The 4,762-nt window shown below is 49.9% G+C and carries 8 protein-coding genes and 2 pseudogenes; 3 read left to right on the forward strand and 7 right to left on the reverse strand.

Translation table 11 applies throughout. The annotated features are described in order from the left end of the window. Window positions 1-159, reverse strand: a 159-nt coding sequence (locus tag BFF42_RS11165) for an IS1 family transposase (RefSeq protein ID WP_032277379.1), incomplete at its 3' end; no start/stop codon positions are given. Between the two features lie 193 nt (window positions 160-352). Here BFF42_RS11165 and yoaF point away from each other — a divergent pair. Continuing rightward, window positions 353-607, forward strand: coding sequence for a DUF333 domain-containing lipoprotein YoaF (gene yoaF, locus BFF42_RS11170; protein WP_000691934.1), 255 nt, complete (start codon window positions 353-355; stop codon window positions 605-607). Between the two features lie 21 nt (window positions 608-628). On the opposite strand, the gene BFF42_RS11175 is transcribed toward yoaF, so the two are convergent. Together BFF42_RS11175 and nimT are read right to left on the reverse strand one after the other, a co-directional pair. Beyond that, the gene (locus BFF42_RS11175) at window positions 629-976 is read right to left on the reverse strand and encodes a DUF488 domain-containing protein (RefSeq protein ID WP_004983281.1); all 348 of its coding nucleotides are present in this window, start codon (window positions 974-976) and stop codon (window positions 629-631) included. A 39-nt stretch (window positions 977-1,015) separates the two neighbouring features. After that, complete coding sequence (gene nimT, locus BFF42_RS11180) at window positions 1,016-2,212, reverse strand: 2-nitroimidazole transporter (RefSeq protein WP_012421563.1); 1,197 nt, start codon at window positions 2,210-2,212, stop codon at window positions 1,016-1,018. Window positions 2,213-2,308: 96 nt separating this feature from the next. On the opposite strand from nimT, the pseudogene nimR reads away from it, so the two are divergent. After that, window positions 2,309-3,130, forward strand: a pseudogene (gene nimR, locus BFF42_RS11185) (DNA-binding transcriptional regulator NimR). On the opposite strand, the gene BFF42_RS11190 reads toward nimR, so the two are convergent. Then, window positions 3,087-3,533 (reverse strand): DUF441 domain-containing protein, encoded by a 447-nt coding sequence (locus BFF42_RS11190; RefSeq protein WP_000460714.1) that lies wholly within the window; start codon window positions 3,531-3,533, stop codon window positions 3,087-3,089. The pseudogene nimR and the gene BFF42_RS11190 sit on opposite strands and share 44 nt — an antisense overlap. A 168-nt stretch (window positions 3,534-3,701) precedes the next feature. On the opposite strand from BFF42_RS11190, the gene yoaI reads away from it, so the two are divergent. Continuing rightward, window positions 3,702-3,806 (forward strand): small membrane protein YoaI, encoded by a 105-nt coding sequence (gene yoaI, locus BFF42_RS11195; protein WP_000999630.1) that lies wholly within the window; start codon window positions 3,702-3,704, stop codon window positions 3,804-3,806. On the opposite strand, the gene yeaK is transcribed toward yoaI, so the two are convergent. The 3 genes and pseudogenes from yeaK to BFF42_RS11210 form a co-directional block, all read right to left on the reverse strand. Continuing rightward, window positions 3,807-4,310, reverse strand: a complete 504-nt coding sequence (yeaK, locus tag BFF42_RS11200) for a mischarged aminoacyl-tRNA deacylase (RefSeq protein ID WP_000138054.1) — start codon at window positions 4,308-4,310, stop codon at window positions 3,807-3,809. A 42-nt stretch (window positions 4,311-4,352) separates the two neighbouring features. Further along, window positions 4,353-4,427: pseudogene (locus tag BFF42_RS11205) on the reverse strand (diguanylate cyclase); the annotation flags it as partial. Between the two features lie 41 nt (window positions 4,428-4,468). Then, a partial coding sequence (locus BFF42_RS11210) for an integrase core domain-containing protein (RefSeq protein WP_146627975.1) occupies window positions 4,469-4,762 on the reverse strand: 294 nt, incomplete at its 5' end.

Consider the following 4,762-nt stretch of genomic DNA (forward strand, 5'->3'; position numbering starts at 1 on the left):
GTGCGTACCGGGCTGAGAGGCGGTGTAAGTGAACTGTAGTTGCCATGTTTTACGGCAATGAGAGCAGAGATAGCGCTGATGTCCGGCAGTGCTTTTGCCGTTACGCACCACGCCTTCAGTAGCGGAGCAGGAAGGACATCTGATGGAAATGGAAGCCACGCAAGCACCTTAAAATCACCATCATACACTAAATCAGTAAGTTGGCAGCATTACCTTTGCAGGCATGATAAAACATCATCAACAAAGATGAAACAAGACGTAATATGTTTTGAGTGAATGTAATAAAAATAGTGCTGCAAAACAAAACGATACCGCGATACTCTAAGTCTGGATAAATATGTGAGATCAATAAATGAAAATTATCAGTTTTGTTCTGCCTTGCTTGCTGGTCCTGGCTGGTTGTTCAACCCCTTCTCAGCCAGAAGCACCTAAACCGCCGCAGATTGGTATGGCAAATCCGGCGTCGGTCTATTGCCAGCAGAAGGGCGGGACGCTCATTCCAGTGTCGACAGCGCAAGGGGTCAGCAACAATTGCAAATTACCGGGCGGTGAAACGATTGATGAATGGGCATTGTGGCGACGGGACCATCCGGCTGGTGAAAAATAACCGCCGGATGCTGTACTAAAATCACAAGCTACGTAGCCAGTCGGCCAGCACCAGCGCATGGTTCTGCGTGGTGTTTTTTGCTGCGTAGAGCAGGGTCAGCGGCTGTTTTTTGGCGATGTCCGCCAGCCGCTTTCCTTCTTGCTCGTGTTGCGCCAGTTCTGCAAGATATTGCTCGCGAAAGGTTGTAAAATCGACGACTTCGCCGTGAAAGGCTTTGCGCAGTTCCGTTGACGGCGTGATTTCTTTATCCCACTCATCAAGGGCTAAATCGGTTTTTTTGATACCGCGCGGCCAGAGGCGGTCGACCAGTACGCGATAACCATCGCTCTGTTCAGCCGGATCATAAACGCGTTTGCACTGAATATTCATCGTGTTTGTTCTCCCTTTCACGCATGATTTGTCACGTCACTATAGCACCGGATATGAGCGAATTTCTTTGTCTCTCCCGGCGCAAAGTCCGAAAATCGCCATCAGTAGTGAAAGTATTGCAACACCCATCAGTGGTACGGACCAGTTACCGTTAGCATCGTGTATTTTACCCATTAGCGGCGGCCCACAGGCTGCCAGCAAATACCCGACGGATTGTGCCATCCCCGAGAGTGCCGCCGCCTGATGCGCAGAACTTGCCCGAAGACCAATGAACGTCAACCCCAGTATCATTGTTGCGCCGGAACCAAAACCGAAAAGCAGAGTCCAGGTGATCGCGTGCGCTGGCATAAAGCAGAGCCCAACAGCGCCCACTGCGCACATCAAGGCAACGAACGCTGCAATACCACGCTGGTCTTTCACATGATGTAAGAAAAGAGGGATCAGCAAACCGGGAGCTGCTGTGGCTAGTTGCAGCAAACCATGCAGTGAACCCGCCTGTGCTTCGCTATAGCCGTGACTGATGAGGATCGCCGGAAGCCAGCCAATAATCACGTAATAGACCAGTGAGTTGCTCCCAAGAAACAATGTGACCTGCCAGGCAAGCGGCGAACGCCAGATACCCCGAGTATGTAAGGCGCGCGAGGTACTCAAATTTGCATGTTGTTGGCTTCGCCACTGTGGCAGCCATAAAAAAAGAGCCAGCAGAGGAAAACACATCAGCATGAGCAACGCGCCTTGCCAGCCAAAACCGTTCAAAGCCAGCGGCATTACCATAGCCGATCCAAGTGCCGCCGCAGCTCCCATTGTCAGGGAATATGCGCCGGTAAGTCTGGCGACGGAATGAGGGAAATCGCGTTTAATTAATCCTGGCAGTAAGACATTGCCTAATGCAATCCCACCGCCAATGACCGCTGTACCGCCAAATAATAAGTAAGGCGAAGGGAGAGAGCGAATTGCGATACCAGCACAGATCAAAAGTAACGCGGCAAACAGGCTACGTTCCATACCAAAACGTCGCGCTACCGGGGCGGCCAAAGGTGAGATTAGCGCAAAGGCCAATAATGGCAGGGTGGTCAATAAGCCGGTTTGCGCTGTCGTCAGCGAGTAAGCGGAACGAATCGTATCCAGTAACGGTGCTGCGCCGGTAAAGGTGACGCGTAATGTTGTGGCAATCATCAGAATGCCAGCGATAAGGACAATCCTGTTTTTGCCGCTTAATGAAGTTGAACAGGTCATATGCTTCTCATTGTTACAAACGAGGCTGTACCTTACCGTTTTTATTGTTATGTTGAATCAAGCTAAAATGACAAATTATCGCTAAATTCGGACAAAATGATGCACAGGTTGAATCTCAATGGCTATGAACCCGACCGACACCATGAAGCCGCGGTCGCATTTTGTATTCACGCCGGAACGGATGAGTTAACCAGTCCTGTACATCAGCACCGCAAAGGACAGCTGATACTAGCATTACATGGTGCAATTACCTGTACGGTGGAAAATGCTTTGTGGATGGTGCCGCCGCAATATGCGGTTTGGATACCGGGCGGGGTGGAACATAGCAATCAAGTGACAGCTAACGCTGAACTCTGTTTTCTGTTTATCGAACCCAGCGCAGTGACAATGCCGACAACATGTTGCACATTGAAAATATCGCCCTTATGCCGGGAATTGATTTTAACCCTGGCAAACAGGACGACGACTCAGCGTGCTGAGCCGATGACCCGCAGATTAATACAGGTCCTGTTTGATGAACTCCCTCAGCAGCCACAACAACAGCTGCACCTGCCCGTTTCTTCTCATCCTAAAATCCGCACGATGGTGGAGATGATGGCGAAAGGGCCCGTCGAGTGGGGGTCATTAGGGCAATGGGCTGGCTTTTTTGCGATGAGTGAACGCAATCTTGCGCGACTGATAGTAAAAGAGACGGGGTTGAGTTTTCGCCAGTGACGTCAGCAGTTACAGCTGATTATGGCACTTCAGGGATTAGTGAAAGGCGATACTGTACAGAAAGTTGCTCATACGCTGGGGTATGATTCAACAACGGCCTTTATTACTATGTTTAAGAAAGGCCTGGGGCAAACGCCAGGCCGATATATTGCGGGATTAACTACTGTTTCCCCACAATCAGCGAAACCAGACCCGCGGCAATAAGCGGGCCGACCGGTACGCCGCGAAACAGCGCCACGCCTAAAACAGTGCCTACCAGCAGCCCGGCGACCAGTTGCGGCTGGCTGCCCATTAAGGTCACGCCGCGCCCACCCAGCCAGGAGACAATCACGCCTACTGCAATTGCTACCAGCGATTTCCAGTTCAGAAACGAGTGAATCAAGGTTGAGGGCGGTAGCGTCCCGCTGGCGATGGGGGCCATAACGCCAATCGTCAGAATGATTATCCCGATACTTAGCCCCTGTTGTTCAATCCACGGGAAAAAGGTGCTTAACGGTGTGACGCGGACAATGATCAACACCAGAATTGAAACGGCGACAGTGGTGTTATGACTGATAAAGCCCAGCGCAGCTAACCCGAGCAGGATCAGCAAAGTGACATCAAACATCGTGGTTTCCTTGCCAAAAAATAATAAGCCTGCTTACTTTACGCTTGCTGCAGGAAGGAAGTAGAAAATCTTTACGTTTTTTGCATAAAAATCAGGCGAACTGTCATCAAACTGCCATTTGTGCACGCTAACAATAACGTGAAAACAGCTATCTCCCGGGGGCATGCTATGAACGATCAAATGTTCGTCGAGACACTGATTATCACGTCATCGTTTTTTGCCATTGCTGTTGTGCTGGTTTTGTCCGTTCTGCTTATTGAACGGACAGGCTAGTTACGCAGTGCGGCGGAAATTGACCAGTTCTGGTTGCGCAATGCGCAAATAATCCGTGGTTTTCAAAATAACGGATTTATCCAGCATCCCTGCATTGAAGGCGATTTCATCAAATCGTTCGAAGAGTAGAGGGTCGGCAACCAGTTTGAGTTTTGGATGGAAGCTGAAAGGGGGGATCGCGCCGAAGACACAGCCTGTGAGTTCATCGACTTCAGCAGGGCTGGCTAACGAAGCGCGTAATCCGCCTATATGGCTGGCAAGTTGGCTCAGATCGGCCTGTTGATCGGCAGCGAGGATCGCCAGAACATGTTGATTTACGCCATTGCCTTTGACTTTACATACCAGTGCCTTAGCTCCCTGGCCTAAAGCGGTGCCACGAATTTCTGACACCGCTTCACATTTACCTACCGCTTCATGGGTAACGACGCGGAAGTTAGCACCTTCTTGTGATAATAAAGCGATTAACCGCTGATGCGTCACGCTTCCTTTAGCCATTTCAGTCATTTCACGCTCCTGAGATTACAAGCAAACAACCACAGAAGGTTATCATGAACGGCTGTTTTTGTTCTGCTTATTGACATATAAACGCTCATCGGAAGCTTTATACGCATCATGTAACTGAGGTGTACTGGCAATAGCGGACACTACCATTTGTTCTTTTTTTAAGCAGCCATCTGATGATATTTTTCCCTGAAGGCTGCCGGGGAGATATTCCCCAGACGAGAGTGACGACGCTGACGATTGTAGAAAATCTCAATGTATTCCCGTATTACTGAGATGGCTTCATCCCGGTTATTAAAACGATAGTGGCTCAGGCTCTCATTTTTCAGCGTTCCCCAGAAGCTTTCCATCGGAGCGTTGTCGTAACAGTGACCTTTACGCGACATTGATGTTTTCAGACCAGACTGCTCCTGTATGACCCGGTAATCGTATGCGCAGTACTGTGAACCTCGATC

The sequence above is a fragment of the Shigella sp. FC1661 genome, assembly GCF_001712525.1.
GTDB lineage: Bacteria > Pseudomonadota > Gammaproteobacteria > Enterobacterales > Enterobacteriaceae > Escherichia > Escherichia coli.

Bases quoted from the DNA above. Each gene is read 5' to 3' on its own strand.
- yoaF (WP_000691934.1), top strand. From the start codon at position 353: ATGAAAATTATCAGTTTTGTTCTGCCTTGCTTGCTGGTCCTGGCTGGT.
- BFF42_RS11190 (WP_000460714.1), bottom strand. From the start codon at position 3,533: ATGTTTGATGTCACTTTGCTGATCCTGCTCGGGTTAGCTGCGCTGGGC.
- yeaK (WP_000138054.1), bottom strand. From the start codon at position 4,310: ATGACTGAAATGGCTAAAGGAAGCGTGACGCATCAGCGGTTAATCGCT.
- BFF42_RS11175 (WP_004983281.1), bottom strand. From the start codon at position 976: ATGAATATTCAGTGCAAACGCGTTTATGATCCGGCTGAACAGAGCGAT.
- yoaI (WP_000999630.1), top strand. From the start codon at position 3,702: ATGAACGATCAAATGTTCGTCGAGACACTGATTATCACGTCATCGTTT.
- nimT (WP_012421563.1), bottom strand. From the start codon at position 2,212: ATGACCTGTTCAACTTCATTAAGCGGCAAAAACAGGATTGTCCTTATC.